The sequence below is a fragment of the Herbaspirillum sp. C7C8 genome (genome assembly GCF_022627875.1).
Lineage (GTDB): Bacteria > Pseudomonadota > Gammaproteobacteria > Burkholderiales > Burkholderiaceae_D > Herbaspirillum.
In genome coordinates this window covers 137,233-151,776 of record NZ_JABXGG010000010.1, presented here as the reverse complement: position 1 = coordinate 151,776, position 14,544 = coordinate 137,233, and the positions used below count along the sequence as shown (strand labels likewise).

At 65.6% G+C, this 14,544-nt stretch carries 12 protein-coding genes; 9 read left to right on the top strand and 3 right to left on the bottom strand.

Going from position 1 to position 14,544, the window contains the following annotated elements; all coding sequences use genetic code 11:
* Positions 1–15: 15 nt before the first annotated feature.
* Genes cobJ through HWE01_RS13660 form a run of 9 tightly spaced genes read left to right on the top strand, consistent with a single transcriptional unit; the run spans position 16 to position 9,364 of the window.
* Entirely contained in the window at positions 16–1,575 is a 1,560-nt protein-coding gene (gene cobJ, locus HWE01_RS13700; RefSeq protein ID WP_241822087.1) for a precorrin-3B C(17)-methyltransferase, read from the top strand.
* A gap of 2 nt (positions 1,576–1,577) precedes the next feature.
* On the top strand, positions 1,578–2,705 hold the full coding sequence (locus HWE01_RS13695) for a CobW family GTP-binding protein (protein WP_241822086.1): 1,128 nt from the start codon (positions 1,578–1,580) through the stop codon (positions 2,703–2,705).
* 31 nt (positions 2,706–2,736) lie between these two features.
* Positions 2,737–3,339 (top strand): cob(I)yrinic acid a,c-diamide adenosyltransferase, encoded by a 603-nt coding sequence (gene cobO, locus HWE01_RS13690; protein WP_008329511.1) that lies wholly within the window; start codon positions 2,737–2,739, stop codon positions 3,337–3,339.
* The gene (locus HWE01_RS13685) at positions 3,339–4,670 is read left to right on the top strand and encodes a cobyrinic acid a,c-diamide synthase CobB (protein WP_241822085.1); all 1,332 of its coding nucleotides are present in this window, start codon (positions 3,339–3,341) and stop codon (positions 4,668–4,670) included. The genes cobO and HWE01_RS13685 overlap by 1 nt, the downstream gene beginning before the upstream one ends.
* Complete coding sequence (gene bluB, locus HWE01_RS13680; RefSeq protein ID WP_241822084.1) at positions 4,667–5,338, top strand: 5,6-dimethylbenzimidazole synthase; 672 nt, start codon at positions 4,667–4,669, stop codon at positions 5,336–5,338. Before HWE01_RS13685 ends, bluB begins: the two co-directional genes overlap by 4 nt.
* The gene (cobU, locus tag HWE01_RS13675; RefSeq protein WP_241822083.1) at positions 5,335–5,946 is read left to right on the top strand and encodes a bifunctional adenosylcobinamide kinase/adenosylcobinamide-phosphate guanylyltransferase; all 612 of its coding nucleotides are present in this window, start codon (positions 5,335–5,337) and stop codon (positions 5,944–5,946) included. The genes bluB and cobU overlap by 4 nt, the downstream gene beginning before the upstream one ends.
* Positions 5,940–6,899, top strand: coding sequence for an adenosylcobinamide-phosphate synthase CbiB (gene cbiB / locus HWE01_RS13670; RefSeq protein WP_241822082.1), 960 nt, complete (start codon positions 5,940–5,942; stop codon positions 6,897–6,899). The genes cobU and cbiB overlap by 7 nt, the downstream gene beginning before the upstream one ends.
* A complete protein-coding gene (gene cobD / locus HWE01_RS13665) occupies positions 6,892–7,902 on the top strand; it encodes a threonine-phosphate decarboxylase CobD (RefSeq protein ID WP_241822081.1) in 1,011 nt (336 codons plus the stop codon). Before cbiB ends, cobD begins: the two co-directional genes overlap by 8 nt.
* Positions 7,895–9,364, top strand: a complete 1,470-nt coding sequence (locus HWE01_RS13660) for a cobyric acid synthase (RefSeq protein WP_241822080.1) — start codon at positions 7,895–7,897, stop codon at positions 9,362–9,364. Before cobD ends, HWE01_RS13660 begins: the two co-directional genes overlap by 8 nt.
* 70 nt (positions 9,365–9,434) lie before the next feature.
* On the opposite strand, the gene HWE01_RS13655 is transcribed toward HWE01_RS13660, so the two are convergent.
* From HWE01_RS13655 to HWE01_RS13645, 3 genes are all read right to left on the bottom strand, one after another.
* Positions 9,435–9,632 (bottom strand): hypothetical protein, encoded by a 198-nt coding sequence (locus tag HWE01_RS13655; protein ID WP_008329502.1) that lies wholly within the window; start codon positions 9,630–9,632, stop codon positions 9,435–9,437.
* 92 nt (positions 9,633–9,724) lie between these two features.
* On the bottom strand, positions 9,725–10,717 hold the full coding sequence (locus HWE01_RS13650) for a response regulator transcription factor (RefSeq protein WP_008329501.1): 993 nt from the start codon (positions 10,715–10,717) through the stop codon (positions 9,725–9,727).
* On the bottom strand, positions 10,695–14,132 hold the full coding sequence (locus HWE01_RS13645; protein ID WP_241822079.1) for an ATP-binding protein: 3,438 nt from the start codon (positions 14,130–14,132) through the stop codon (positions 10,695–10,697). Before HWE01_RS13645 ends, HWE01_RS13650 begins: the two co-directional genes overlap by 23 nt.
* Between the last annotated feature and the right edge of the window lie 412 nt (positions 14,133–14,544).

The window sequence follows — 14,544 nt, the reverse complement described above, 5'->3', positions numbered from 1 at the left end:
TTTGCAGGAAACCCGATGGAAGCAGTCAAGAAAAAAGGCGTATTGAACCTGGTCTCGGTCGGCCCCGGTTTCGAAGAGATGATCATCCCGCGCGCCATTGAAGCCTTGCGCGAGAGCGAGGTCATCGTCGCCTACGCGTTGTACCTGCGCTGGATCGCCGCGCATATCGAGGGCAAGGAGATTCATACTCCGCCGCTGACCCAGGAGCGCGAGCGCGCCTTGCTGGCCATCGAACAGGCCCGTGCGGGGCGGCGCGTGGCCCTGATCTCCAGCGGCGACATCGGCATTTACGCCATGGCCGCCCTGGCCTTCGACGACATGCGCGAGGACGATAGCTTCGAGGTCAATATCATCCCCGGCGTGACCTCGGCCAATGCCTGCGCCTCGCTGCTGGGTTCGCCGCTGTCGCATGATTTCGCCACCTTGTCGCTGTCCAACCTGCTGTGCCCGTGGTCATGGATCGAGCAGCGCGCCAGTCACATCGCCCAGGCGGACCTGGCCTGCGTGCTCTACAACGTGCAGAGCGCGGGACGGCAGGAGGGCGTCTACCGCATCCTGCAACTGATGCTGGAACACAAGGCCCCGCATACCCTGTGCGGGGTGGTGCGCAATGCCTATCGCCCAGGGCAGCAGGTCTCCATTCATCGCCTGGATGAATTGCCCGGCCTGCAGTTCGACATGCTGACCTCGATCGTCATCGGCAACCGCTTTACGCAGCGCAAGCGCGACTGGATCTTTACCCCGCGCGGCTACAACGACTGGAGCGAACAGGCGCAGGCGCCTGAGGCGGCACAACTGCCGCGCCGGGCGGTGTGGGTCTTTGCGGGCACCAGTGACGGCAACCAGCTGGCGCGCGAACTGGCCGGGCAGGGCGAGCGCGTGGTCATTTCCACGGCGACCGCCTATGGCGGCGAGCTGGCCAGCCAGGATTGTCCGGGTGCCCAGGTCTGGTCCGGCCGCCAGGGTGTGGAGGCGCGCCGACAAGCGCTGCGCGACAGCCAGGCGCGGGTGCTGGTGGATGCGACCCATCCCTTTGCGGTGCAGATGTCGCAGCAGTTGATGATGCTGGCGCAGGAGCTGGGCCTGCCGTATCTGCGCTATGAACGTCCGAGCGAGATCGCTGCCGATGACCCCTATGTCTGCGCCGACATGACAGAAGCCGCCGGGCGCGCCACCGCCCTGGGCCGCCGCATTTTCCTGGCTACCGGCTCCAAGGATCTGGGCAGCTTCCTGAGGGCACCCGGCGCGGCGGGCAAGCAATGGTTCGCCCGCGTCACGGCCGATCCGGACTTCCTCCGGCGCGCACTGGAACTGGGCCTGCCGCGCGCCCACCTGTGCGCCATGCAGGGACCGTTCTCGCAGGCATTCAATGAAGCGCTGTGGCGCGACTGGGGTATCGACTGCGTGGTGACCAAGGATTCCGGCGAGGCCGGGGGCTACCGGGCCAAGGTCGCGGCTGCGCGCGCCCTGGGCATCCCTCTGGTGACGGTGCGTCGGCCAGGACTTGCCTATCCGCAGATGGCGCACGATGTGCCCACCCTGCAGGCGCAACTGGCAGCGTTGGCCGGAGCCTGAGCATGGCCAGTCTTCAGTCTTCCATGCCGCCTGCCTTGCCGCCGATCCCGGTGACGGTGGTCACGGGCTTTCTGGGGGCGGGCAAGACCACCTTGCTGCGCGGCCTGGTACAGCGTCGCCAGTCGCGGCGACTGGCCTTGCTCATCAACGAGTTCGGCGAGGTCGCCATCGATGGCGACCTGTTGCGCGCCGAAGGCGATGCGCAGGGCCAGGTGCAGATCCAGGATTTCGCCCATGGCCTCATCGCCTACGGCGACGATGAACATTTCGTTCCCGCCATGCTGGCCCTGGCCGCGCGCCGCGCGCAGATCGACCATGTGCTCATCGAGACTTCCGGTCTGGCCTTGCCCAGTGCGGTGATGGAAGTGTTGCAATCCCCTGAACTGGCACTGCACTTCGTGCTGGACGCCACGCTGGCCGTGGTCGACACGCCGCTCCTGCTAGAACAAGCCTTCGCCAGCGGCGATGCCGTGCGCGATGCCACGGCGCAGCTGTTCGCCCGGCAACTGGAGTGCGCCGACGTGGTGGTGCTCAACAAGATCGACGGCATGGAGGAAGCGCCCTTGCTGCAAGCAGAGCAAACGGTACGGTCACTGGCGCCCAACGTGCGCTTCCTGGAGCTGGCCTATGATGCGCGACTGGATATCCGTCTGGCGCTGGGCTTGCGGCTGCACCAGGCCGGTACGAGCGTGCATCATCACTACACGCCGGTGGCCATGCCGGGCGAGCGCGCCACGGTGGCGGCCGAGCAGTGGCGCTTCAACGGCCATGCGCATTCCGGCCTGGGGGCGCACAGCCACGGCTTGTCCACCCACAAGCATTTCCACGAGCAGGACCCCGGCTGGCAATCCTTCACGTTGCGCAGCGCCGATGCGCAGGATGCCGAAGCCCTGCGCCGCGCCGTGGTCGCCGTGGCGCTGGACCAGCCCATCCTGCGCAGCAAGGGCTTCATCGTCACCGGCCACGGGCGTACCGAGTTGCTGCAAGCCGTGCGGGCGCGTGCGGTGGTGGCCGAGGCCGGTGGCGGCAAGCGGGCCGGGACTTCGGAGCTGGTCTTCATCGGTTACCATCCCAGCCGCGCACGTGTGGCGCAATTGCTGTCCTCGCTGACGGCGACCGACTGGCATTGATTTCGCAGCAGCATCAAGAAAGAAGCACATCATGAAAACCGACCCCGAATCGCACAAGCGCATGACCCAGCGTCACAAGGAAGGCTTCGAAAAGAAGAAGGCCGCCGCCCGGAAGGAGAAGGGCCTCCTGATCGTCAACACCGGCACCGGCAAGGGCAAGTCCAGCGCCGCCTTCGGCATGGGCATGCGCATCCTCGGCCACGGCATGCGGCTGGGCGTGGTGCAGTTCATCAAGGGCGCACTCTACAGCGCCGAACGTGACTTCCTGGGCAGCCACGCGCGATGCGACTTCCATGTGGTCGGCGCAGGCTACACCTGGGACACCCAGGACCGTGAGGCCGACATGCGCACCGCTGCACGTGGCTGGGCCGAGGCCGTGCGCATGATCCAGGACCCCGGCTATGACATGGTGATCCTGGATGAACTCAACATCGTCCTCAAATACCAGTATCTGGATCTGGAGGAAGTACTGCGGGTATTTGCGGCGCGCCGCGAGATGCTGCACATCGTCGTCACCGGTCGCCATGCACCGGAGGCGCTGATCGAGCAGGCCGATCTGGTCAGCGAGATGCGCCCGCTCAAGCATCCCTACAAGGAGCAGGGCGTGAAGGCGCAGAAAGGCGTGGAATTCTGATGACGCATCCGGATTACCGCTGCCCGGCCCTGTTCATCTCGGCCCCGGCTTCCGGCCACGGCAAGACCACCATCACCGCCGCCCTGGCCCGCCTGTACCGGCAGCAGGGCAAGCGCGTGCGGGTGTTCAAGACCGGCCCCGATTTCCTCGATCCGATGGTGCTGGAGCAGGCCAGTGGCCAGCCGGTGATCAACCTTGATCTGTGGCTGGGAGGCGAAGATCATTGCCGCCGCCAGGTGGCGCTGGCTGCCGCCGAATCGGATGTGCTGCTGGTCGAGGGCGTGATGGGCCTCTTCGATGGCGAGCCCAGCAGTGCCGACCTGGCCCAGTTGCTGGGCATTCCCGTCGTGGCCGTGATCAATGCGCGCGGCATGGGCCAGACCATCGGCGCGCTGGCGCAGGGCCTGCTGGCCTATCGTCCCGAGCTGAAGTTTGCCGGGGTACTGGCCAATGGCGTGGCCAGCCCGCGCCATGCGCAGATGTTGCGCCAGGGCCTGCAGAATGCGCGGCCCTCGGTGCCACTGTTGACGGGGCTGCAGCGCGACATGCAGTTCGCCTTGCCGGAGCGCCATCTGGGCCTGGTGGCCGCGCCCGAGATCGCCGATCTGGAGGCACGCCTGGATGCCGTGGCCGAAAGAATGTCAGCGACTTCACTGGCCAATCTGCCCGCGCCGGTGGACTTCGGTACGCCCCCGCCGGAACGCGCCTTCCCGCGCCTCCTGGAGGGCAAGACCATCGCCGTGGCGCGCGATCTGGCATTTTCCTTCATCTACACCGCCAACCTCGATCTGCTGGCGCTGATGGGTGCGCACGTGAGCTTCTTCTCGCCGCTGGCCGATGAAGCACTACCCGATTGCGATGCGGTCTGGTTGCCGGGCGGTTATCCCGAACTGCACCTGCCGGCCTTGCAGGCCGCGCAGCGCACCCAGTCCAGCCTGCGTGCCCATGCCGAGGCCGGCAAGCCGCTCTATGCCGAATGCGGCGGCATGCTGTTCCTGCTGGAGACCGTCGTCGCCGGTGACGGCAGCAGCGGCCAGCTGTGCGGCATCCTGCCCGGCCAGGCGACGGTGCAGCCGCGCCTGCAAGGGCTGGGTTACCAGACTCTGCAACTGAACCTGCCCGGTGCGGTGGGCGAGCATCTGCGCTGCCATACCTTCCACTATTCGCGGGCGGTGGTCGGGGCGCAGTTCATGGCGCGTGGCGAGCGACTCTTCGATTCCTCGGAAGGGGAGGTGGTCTATCGTCGCGGTCAGGTCACGGCCAGCTATCTGCATGCGTATTTCCGCTCGGCGCCACGGACGGTGGCGGCGCTGCTTGGTGGGGCGCCATGACGCAAACTGTTTCGCATCGCTATCCTCAGGTGCAGATCGATGCGCTCTATCGCGTCATCCGCGAGCGCCGCGACATGCGCCATTTCCTGCCCGACCCGGTCGCGCCCGAGCTGTTGGAACGCCTGCTGCAGGCGGCCCATCAGGGCCCCAGCGTGGGCTTCATGCAGCCCTGGCGCTTCATCCGCATCCGCAATCAGGCGCTGCGCCAGCAGATCCATGCCCTGGTGGAACAGGAACGCATCGCCACTGCTCGCGCACTGGATCAGCGCGAGGACGAATTCATGCGCCTGAAGGTGGAAGGCATCCGCGAGTGTGGCGAATTGCTGGTGGCTGCGCTCATGGATCAGCGCGAGCGCCATGTCTTCGGTCGTCGCACCTTGCCGCAGATGGACCTGGCCTCGCTGTCCTGCGCCTTGCAGAACATGTGGCTGGCCGCGCGCGCAGAAGGGCTGGGCATGGGCTGGGTGTCGCTGTTTGAACCGGCCGCGCTGGCCCGTTTGCTGCACCTGCCCGAGGGCGCCGAACCGGTCGCCGTACTCTGTCTGGGCCATGTCCCCGCTTTCTATGACAAGCCCATGCTGGAACAGGAGCAGTGGGCCAGCCGCCAGCACCTGCAAGACCTGGTCTTTGAAGACCGCTGGCCCGTGCAAGGAGACCTGCAAGCATGACCACCGCATCCTCGAACCGATACCGCAGCCTCATCTTTGGCGGCGCCCGCAGCGGCAAGAGCGCCCATGCGGAACGCCTGGCGCTGGCCGCATCACCCGGCGGCGCGCGCGAGATCGTCTATCTGGCCACCGCCAGTCGCGCCGCCAGCCGCGACGACGCCGAGATGCAGGAGCGCATCACCCATCATCAGCAACGCCGCCGCGCGCTGGGTGCACACTGGAGTACCGTGGAAGAGCCACTGGCGTTGGGCCACGCACTGCGCTGCCTGAGCCGGCCCGAGACCGTGGTGCTGGTCGACTGCCTCACCGTCTGGCTGGCCAACCTGCTCTTTGCGGAGGGCGTGGACTATCCGGAACTGGGACCGGTCACGCCGCCCCCGGCCTTCGCGCAGCAACGCGCCGATTTCCTGCTGGCCCTGGAGGAAGTGCAGGGGACCGTCATCCTGGTGTCCAACGAAGTCGGCATGGGCATCGTGCCGCAGGGGGCCATCTCGCGCTGGTTCGTCGATGAGGCGGGGCGGCTGAACCAGGCCGTGGCTGCGCTGTGCGAACGCGTGCAATGGGTCGCTGCCGGCTTGCCCTTGACCTTCAAGGACAGCGCGTGCTGAGCGGCTTGTCCATGCCCTGGCTGGCGCTGCTGATGGCGCTGGGCCTGGCCCTGGATCTGCTGCTGGGGGAAGCGCGGCGCTGGCATCCGTTGGTCGGGTTCGGCAATCTGGCCAAGCGCATCGAAGCGCGGCTCAATCACGCCCCCGCCTTGCGCCTGCGCGGCGTGCTGGCCTGGTCGCTGGCAGTGTTGCCGCCGGTACTGGCCTGCACCTGGCTGCTGGCCGCGCTGCCCGTCTGGATGGCGGCATGGATCCATGCGGTGCTGCTGTATTTCTGCATCGGCCTGCGCAGCCTGCGCGAGCATACCTTGCCGATTGCACAGGCGCTGGCGCAGCGGGACTTGCCGCTGGCGCGGCGGCTGACTTCCTTGATCGTCAGCCGTGAGACGCGCCAGTCCGACGAAGCCGAGCTGGCCAAGGCCGGGGTCGAATCGCTGCTGGAGAATGGTAACGATGCCGTCTTCGGTACCTTGTTCTGGTTCCTGGTGGCGGGTGGCCCGGGCGCCTTGCTGTTTCGCCTGGCCAATACCCTGGACGCCATGTGGGGTTACCGCAATGCGCGCTTCCTGTATTTCGGCTGGGCCGCGGCGCGCATTGATGATGCCCTCAACTGGTTGCCTGCGCGACTGACCGCCTGCTCTTATGCCTGGCTGGGCCAGCGCCGCCAGGCCCTGGCTTGCTGGAAGACGCAGGCGCCTGCGTGGAGCAGCCCCAACGCCGGTCCGGTGATGGCGGCGGGCGCCGGAGCACTGGGCCTGGCCCTGGGCGGTCCGGCCCGGTATGACGGCCAGCTCGAAGAGCGCCCGCCATTGGGATCGGGCCTGCCGCCGCAGGGACCGGACATCGTCCGTGCCTGGCGCCTGGTGGCCATGAGCACGGCGCTGTGGCTGGCCGTGGTGGGCGCCCTGGCGCTGCTGAGCCTGGTCACCGGGGTGGGGGCGAGCCATGCTTGAGCACGGTGGCAACCTCGACGCGGCGGCCCGCCATTATGGTCGTCCGCGCAGTGACTGGCTGGATCTCTCCACCGGCATCAACCCGCGACCCTACCCGGCAGCTGCACTGGCGGCGCACGCCTGGCACCGCCTGCCCGAGCCGTCACATGCGCTGGAGCAAGCGGCCTGTGCGTATTACGATGCGCCGCGTCTGCTGGCCGTGGCAGGCACCCAGGCGGCGATTCAGGCGCTGCCGCAACTGCGTCTGCAACAACAGCGCCGCCCTGCACAGGTAGTGGTGGCGGCCCCCATCTACGCGGAACATGCGCACTGCTGGCGGCGTGCGGGGCATGCCGTGCGTGAAGTCGCGTATGCCGATCTTGATCAGGCCGTGCGCGATACATCGTGCGAGGTGCTGGTGCTGTGCAATCCCAACAATCCGACCGGTGCCATGGTCGCGCCGGCGGACCTGTTGCGCTGGGCGGCCCTGCTGGCCGGGCGGGGGGGCTGGCTGGTGGTCGATGAAGCCTTCGGCGATACCGTCAATGGTTACAGCGTGTGCGCACACAGCCACCAGCCGGGCCTGATCGTGCTGCGTTCGGTCGGCAAGTTCTTCGGGCTGGCGGGCTTGCGGCTGGGCTTTGTCGGGGCGGCAGCCCCTTTGCTGGATGCGCTGGCTGACTGGCTCGGGCCATGGTCCATCAGCGGTCCGGCCCAGCAGATCGGCAGCGCGGCACTGCTCGACCGCCCTTGGCAGGCTGCGACGCGACAGACCCTGTTGACCGAAGGCGCGCGCCTGCATGCGCTGCTGGCGCAGCATGGCATCCGCGCCAGTGGCACGGCATTGTTCCAGTGGTGGCCCGAAGCTCAGGCGCTGGCGTTTCATGAAGCGATGGCGCGCGCCGGCATCTGGGTGCGCCTTTTCACGCGCGGTGCTGGTGGTATCCGCCTCGGACTGCCGCCGGATGAGGCGGGTTGGGTACGCCTGCAAGAGGCCCTGAACAGATGGAGTCAACGTGGCTGATTTTCCTTTTCATACGCTGATGATCCAGGGCACCACGTCGGATGCCGGCAAGAGCACTCTGGCCGCTGCGCTATGCCGCCTGCTGAAGAAGGATGAGATCAGCGTCGCTCCCTTCAAGCCGCAGAACATGGCCTTGAACAGTGCGGTGACCAGCGACGGTGGCGAGATTGGACGCGCTCAGGCCCTGCAGGCGCAGGCCGCCGGCATCGCGCCGCACACCGATATGAACCCGGTCTTGCTCAAACCCTCCAGTGATACCGGCGCCCAGGTCATCGTGCAGGGCAAGGTACGCGCCGATATGAACGCCCGTGACTATCACCGCTACAAGACCGAAGCCATGCAGGCCGTGCTGCAATCCTATGCGCGGCTGCGCTCGCAATATGCCTGCGTGATCGTGGAAGGCGCGGGCAGTCCGGCCGAGATCAATCTGCGCGCGCGCGACATTGCCAACATGGGTTTTGCCGAAGCGGTCGATTGTCCCGTCATCATCGTGGCCGATATCGACCGGGGTGGTGTTTTTGCGCACCTGAGCGGCACGCTCGATTGTCTTTCCGAGAGCGAACGGGAACGCGTGATCGGCTTCGTCATCAACCGCTTCCGTGGCGACATCAGCCTGCTGCAAGGGGGGCTGGACTGGCTCGAGGCCCGCACCGGCAAGCCCGTGCTGGCGGTGCTGCCCTACCTGCATGGGCTGCACCTGGATGCCGAGGATGCGGTGGCGGCCACGCAGGAGAGTCGCGGCCAATTCCGTATCGTGGTGCCGGTCTTGCCGCGCATCAGCAACCATACCGACTTCGATGCACTGCGCGCCCATCCCGATGTCGATCTGCGCTTCATCGGCCCGGGCCAGCCGGTGCCGCCGGCTGATCTCATCATCCTGCCCGGCAGCAAGAATACCCGCGGGGATCTGCACTGGCTGCGGGAACATGGCTGGGAGGCGGCCATTGCCCGTCATCTGCGCTATGGCGGCAAGCTGATCGGTATCTGTGGCGGTTTCCAGATGCTGGGGGAGAGCGTGGATGATCCGCATGGTGTGGAAGGCGTGCCCGGCAGCAGTGTCGGTCTCGGCCTGCTGCCGATGCGTACCGAACTGAGGCGAGACAAGAAGCTGCTGCAGGTCAGCGGCCACTGTGTCTTCAGTGAGACGGCTGCAACGGTCAGCGGCTACGAGATCCACATGGGCGTGTCTTCCGGCCCGGCGCTGGCGCGTCCTGCGTTCGTCATCGAGGGGCGCGGCGAGGGTGCGCAATCGGACGACGGGCAGATCCTGGGGAGCTACCTCCACGGCATGTTCGATACACCGCAAGCCTTTGGCGCACTGCTGAGCTGGGCGGGATTGGCGGGCAGCGCGCCGGTCGATCTGGATGCCTTGCGCGAGGCCAGCCTGGAGCGTCTGGCCGAATCCTGCCGGCCCTTGTATGACGCCTTGCGGCGGGTACCCACGCGCTTTGGGCGGACGTAATACGGTGTGACCGCAAAGAAAATCCCGGCCTTGCGGGCCGGGATGCGGTTGGGGGAGTGGCGCAGAAGAGTCAGGCCAGGGCTTCCTTGGCGGCTTCTTCCGGGGTGAGGCCATCGTAGTAGAGGTCGGTGAACCATTCCACCTGTTCTTCGATGTGCTCCTGTGCCTGGTCCAGCGTGGCGCCGCCCTTGACCAGGAATTGCTCGACTTCGGTACACCATTGGATCAGGGCTTCAGTTTCCGGGTCCAGTTTCTCTTTCTTGGGCATGTTGCCTCCTTGCTTCGATAATGATGGGCGTAAGTGCCCTGTGCAAGGATAGGCCAAACTCGCCCGGCGTGTGCGCCTTTATTGCGTCGGCTTCATTGCAGCAACTGTGTCCCGCTGCTGGCACCGCTAGAGGTGGCCAGACTGCTCGCCAGCACCGCCGCCGCCGAACGCGTCTCCACGCCCAGCTTCACGAAGATATGTTCCAGGTGCTTGTTGACCGTACGCGGACTCATGCCGAGGATTTCGGCGATGTCGCGGTTGGTCTTGCCCTTGCCCAGCCAGAGCAGGACGTCGCTCTCGCGCGGCGTCAGGCGCGCCCCCTCCAGGGTAGGCGGCAGGCTCATGCCGTCGTCGCCACGCTGGGTGGCGCCCGCCGTTTTTTCTTCCAGCACCAGGCTCACGCCATGCCCCTGCCCGGGTCCGCAAAGCGTGATGTGCAGCTCGTCCTGCTGCTGTCGCACGATCAGCGGTGGCACCCGGTCCAGGCTCTCACCCTGGCGTTGCCGTACCAACTGCTCGTTGAGCCATACCTGCAAGGGAGCCGGCAACTTGTGGCTGTTCGGTGCAGCCGGACCGTAATACTTCTCCAGCCACTGTGATGCCTTGCTGGTCTGCCACATCGGCAGGCCATGGCCGCCCAGCACGATCACCGCATGGGCGGCATGTTCCAGTACGCCGCGCGTCTGCGTCATCATGCGCGCGGTACGGATATGCGCGCCGATGCGCGCCACCACTTCCTGCGGACGGATCGGCTTGGTCACGTAGTCGATGCCGCCCACCTCGAAGCCGCGCACCACGTGCTCAGTCTCCGACAGTCCCGTCATGAACACCACCGGAACATGCGCCACGCGCTTGACCTGCTTGATGCGGCGGCAGGTCTCGAAACCGTCGATGCCGGGCATCATCGCGTCCAGCAGGATCAGATCGGGCGTGATGTGGTCCAGCCGCTCCAGCGCCGCCAGTCCGTCCGTGGCGACGAGGACGATGTGGCCGCTTTCATCGAGCGCATCGGACAACATGGCCAGGTTGTCGGGCATGTCATCGACGATCAGGACCACGTGTCTATCGAACGTCGTTGAGATCATGTCGGATCAGCTCCTGGATGCGGGTGACGTATTCATTCAAGCGGAATTGTTTGACCAGCTGTCGCAGCTCGGTCGTGAAGGGCAGGTAGGCCGGTTGCTGGCGTTCCATGGCGTCGAGCTGGCGCAGGATTTCCTTGGCATAGCCGATGCGGCCCAACTCCAGCAGTGAGGCCAGCCTGTCCTGGGACGGTACCAGCAGGAGGGCTTGCGTCGCTGCCGGTGCTGGCGGCGGCTCGGCAGGCTGTGCCGACGCCACCCAGTCCAGTTGCAGATGCTGGCGCAGCTTGCCCAGCAATTCGTGATACGAGACCGGCTTGACCACGAAATCATTGACCAGCGCTGGCTCGTTGCGCTCATGCAGGTTCTCGAAGGCATTGGCCGATACCAGCAGGATGGGCAACTGCGCAAGCCCGCGCGCGCGGATGGCGCGTGCCACGCTCCAGCCATCCATCTGCGGCATGGCGATATCCAGCAGGAGCAGGTCGGGGATGTCGTGGCCCAGCCGCTCCATGCAGGCCAGCCCGCTGTCGGCCTCGCTCACCACGAATCCCAGCGGCATGAGCATGTCCTTGAGCAGGCGCCGTTGTGAAGCCTGGTCATCGACCACCAGGATGTGGCGCGAGGGGCCTGCGTAACCCGACATCTGATCCTCCAGCTTGATGCGCGGACGCGGTACGTGCACTTGCGGCAGATAGATCTTGAGGTGGAAGCTGCTGCCCAGCCCGACCCGACTCTCCACCCCCAGTTCGCCGCCCATGATGTGCACCAACATGCGGCTGATGGCCAGTCCCAGCCCGGTGCCGATGTCTTCGCGCAGATTGGCCGCGCTGCTGCGCTCGAAGGGCAGGAAGATACGTTCCAGGTCGTCGTCGGCAATGCCGATGCCGGTATCGATGACATCGAAATACGCAATCTCGCGTGCATAACGCACCCTGAGCGTGACGCCGCCGTGATCGGTGAACTTGACGGCATTGCCCAGCAGGTTGATGAGGATCTGGCGCAAGCGTTTCTGGTCGGCATGGACGATCTGCGGCAGGCGTCCGCTTTTCTCAAAGCGGAAGTGCAGGCCCTTCTGTTCGGCCTGCGGGGCGAACATGCCGACGATCTGCTCCAGGAAGGCTTCCAGTGCCAGTTCGTCGGAGGCCAGGCGCATCTTGCCAGCCTCGATCTTGGCAATGTCGAGCAGGCCGTCGATGAGGCTCAACAGGTGTTCGCCACTGCGGCGGATGATGGCGATGGCTTCCTTGCGGGCCGGCGGGATGGTGGCGTCCACGTGCAGGATCTGCGCATAGCCGAGGATGCTGTTCAAGGGCGTGCGCAATTCGTGGCTCATGCCGGCCACGAAGCGGCTCTTGGCCAGGTTGGCCGATTCGGCCGCTTCCTTGGCGCGCTGCAGTTCGGCATCGGTCTGCTTGTGGGCCTCGATTTCCTGCAGCAACAGATTGGTCTGGCGCTCTGATTCTTCCTGGGCCACGGCGCGGCTCTCGTTGGTCAGCACCAGCCACCAGGCACCCACGCCGACCACCACCAGCAAGAGGCAGAACAGCTTGATGAAGACGCCGCGCAGCGAGTCGGGGGCTGAGAGCGTCAGTCCGGAGAGATCGGCCATCTGCTGGAAATACAGCATCCACAACACAATCGCCAGTCCGCCAGCCAGCAGACCGAACACGCTCAGGTAATGCCCGAGGCGGGTATTGAGCTTGACCGCGAAGCGCGCCGGGATCAGCTGGCGCAAGGTGTGCAGGATCTGGTTGGGCAACCGTGCGCGCGGTGTCTTGCAGCGGTCCTTGCAGCGCGCATCCAGCGAACAGCACAGCGAGCAGATGGCGCCCTGGTAGGCCGGGCAATGGGCCATGTCCGGTGTTTCGAAGGCATTGCCGCAGATCACGCAATCGAGCACTGAATGCGTCTGACCCGGCGTGACGGGGCGATAGTTCTGTTCGGACAGCGTATCGCGCCGCGCGATGTAGTAGCGGCTGCCGGTGGCCCAGGCAATGAGCGGGGCCGTCACCAGTGCGGTACCCAGGGCGATGAAGGGTGCCATGGCCGCCACCGTCTTGCCCAGCACGCCCGACATGGCCAGCGTGGAGAGCAGGGTGGCGATGACCATCGAGCCGACACCGACCGGGTTCACGTCATACAGGTGGGCACGCTTGAATTCGATGTGGGCCGGGCTCAGGCGCAGCGGCTTGTTGATGACCAGGTCGGCCACCACGGCGCCGATCCACGAGATGGCGACCAGGCTGTAGAGCGCCAGTACATGTTCCAGCGCATTGAAGACGCCCAGTTCCATCAGCAGCACCGCAATCAACACATTGAACACCAGCCACACCACCCGCCCCGGATGGCTGTGCGTGAGGCGCGCGAAGAAATTGGACCAGGCCAGCGAGCCGGCATAGGCGTTGGTGACATTGATCTTGATCTGCGACACCACCACGAACAGTACGACCGCCCCCAGCGCGAAGGCCGGATTGCCGAACACGTACTGGTAGCCGATCAGGTACATCTGGGTCGGTTCCACGGCCCGCACCATGGGCACCTCGTGCTGGATGGCGAGGAAGGCCAGCAGCGTTCCGCCCAGCATCTTGGCCCCGCCCAGCAGGATCCAGCCAGGGCCGGCCAGCAACAGCGCACTCCACCAGCGCCCGCGATTGGCGGCGGTCTTCTGCGGCAGGAAGCGCAGGAAGTCGACCTGCTCACCCACCTGCGCGATGAGCGAGAAGGCCACCGTGGCAGCGGCCCCGAACAGTGTGAGATTGAAGGAACTGCCTTCCTCGGCGCGGCCGGCGAAGCTCAGGAGGTTCGACAGCGCTTCCGGTTCCTTGTAGAGCACGCAGGCATAGGGCAGCACCAGCAGCACCAGCCATAGCGGCTGGGTCCACATCTGCAGGCGGTTGATGAGCGTGATGCCGTAGGCCACCATGGGAATGATGATGAGCGAACAGAGCACGTAGCCATATACCAGCGGCAGACCGAAATAGATCTCGATGGCCTGGGCCATGATGGCCGCTTCCAGCGCGAAGAAGATGAAGGTGAAGCTGGCATAGATCAGCGAAGTGATGGTCGAGCCGATGTAGCCGAAGCCGGCGCCGCGCGTGAGCAGGTCCATGTCCACCCCGTAGCGCGCGGCGTAGTAGCTGATGGGCAGGCCGGTGGCGAAAAACAGCACCATCACGCAGACGATCGCCCAGAAGGCATTGGTGAAGCCATAACTGAGGGTAATGGCGCCGCTGATGGCTTCCAGTGCCAGGAAGGAGGTCGCGCCCAGGGCCGTGTTGGCCAGGCGGAACTCGGACCAGCGGCGGAAGGATAGCGGCGTATAGCGCAGCGCGTAGTCTTCCAGCGTTTCGTTGGCGACCCAGGTGTTGTAGTCGCGCCGGACCTTGACGATGCGTTGTGTGGCGGGATGGGTCACGTTGGCTCTTGGTGAGGTCGGGGATCCGGACGGTCGTTGTCGTCAGTGCCTTGTCTGTCTCGTTGCGCCGCACACGATCTGCGCTGTGCGTGTTTATGGTGAAGCAATTTTCAAACCATTCGCAGCGCGAGGGCATACGTCAAATGACGTAGATGCCGCATGGCATCCCATGGGAATTCACCAAAACGCAGCGGTTTTTGCAAGCCCTGTCGCTGCATCCCGACGCCGTGCGGCGGCAGTGCGCACCAACAGCAGGCAAACCGTGGGCGAAAGCTGTGCAGGCGCGTGTGGCGCACCAGCTGGGGGCTTACGTCAAACAACGTATTGTTGCGCTGCACCGGCGAACCTATTCTGCGTCCCAGAACGAAGGGCAGACGGCAGGTGCGGTGCGCATCTTTCTCACCTTGCGGGC